Genomic DNA, 1,086 nt, shown 5'->3' on the forward strand with positions numbered 1-1,086 from the left:
TCCACTTTGTAGAAATAGCCTTATTAACTTCAATACTCTTTTATCTTTTATTTCTCTTGCAACTAACGCAATGAGCTTATCATGATTTACAGTATCAAAGTATTTTGCAAGGTCTATATCTACTACCCATTTGTAACCTTCGTCCATGTATTCTTTAGCCTTAACTATTGCTTGTTTAGCATCCCTACCGGGTCTAAATCCATAGCTATTATCAGAAAAGGTCTTTTCAAATATTGGCGTTAGCACTTGGGCAACTGCTTGTTGTACCATTCTATCAACTACAGTAGGTATTCCAAGTAATCTTATTCCCCCATCAGGCTTTGGTATTTCTACCCTCCTGACGGGTTGGGGACGATAAGTCCCTTCCAATAGACTTTTCTTGAGGGTAACTATATTTCGCTTCAAGTATTGTGGAAGTTCATCCACCTTCATTCCATCTACTCCATGACTTCCCTTATTGGATTTTACTCTTTTAAAAGCTAATCTTAAATTTTCACTATCCAACATTTCCTCAAGTAATTTATTGGTGTATAGCTTTCCATCGTCTTTTCCGCTTTTAAATGCCGTAGAAATACTATGCACTCCCATGGTTTCTTGAAGTTCCACTTCTACCTGCCATGACCAGTCTTCTTTATATAAAGTTTTCTGCAATTTTCGCATTTCCCTCGAATTCTTCAAGTTTCCAAGACCTCCTATTGTTCAGTCCTTCCCAAAACATTCATGACTGCCTTGGTACTATGACATCTGCTGACTTCTCATGACAAATCTTATTTCAACCGTATAATCCAAATTCATAATTATGCGTCCATGAGACCTCCCCAGGTAAGAACGACCGCTTTCACTCCATCTATCTGCCACATTTACTTCTTAAACCTTCGGATAGCATTGGGCTTTGTTTTGTTCAGCAAACTCACCCGATTTAAGTAAGCCTTATATGTGATTTCTGTACGTCAGACCAGAGTTTTGCCGCTGGCTTCCTTCAGATTCCACCTCACGGTGGACACCCTTGCCGTAGGCTAGTGGTTGGTGCTATCAACCCCCACAGTGGACTTTCACCACCGAGCTGCCGCCCATGCTGGGCGCACT

Annotated in this window: 1 protein-coding gene; it reads right to left on the reverse strand. The window is 40.7% G+C overall.

Annotated features, from left to right (window positions below; genetic code table 11):
* A partial coding sequence (locus tag J2Z44_RS21390; RefSeq protein WP_245353422.1) for a reverse transcriptase domain-containing protein occupies positions 1 to 678 on the reverse strand: 678 nt, incomplete at its 3' end.
* Between the last annotated feature and the right edge of the window lie 408 nt (positions 679 to 1,086).

Source organism: Clostridium punense, from assembly GCF_017874425.1.
Taxonomy (GTDB): Bacteria; Bacillota; Clostridia; order Clostridiales; family Clostridiaceae; genus Clostridium_J; species Clostridium_J punense.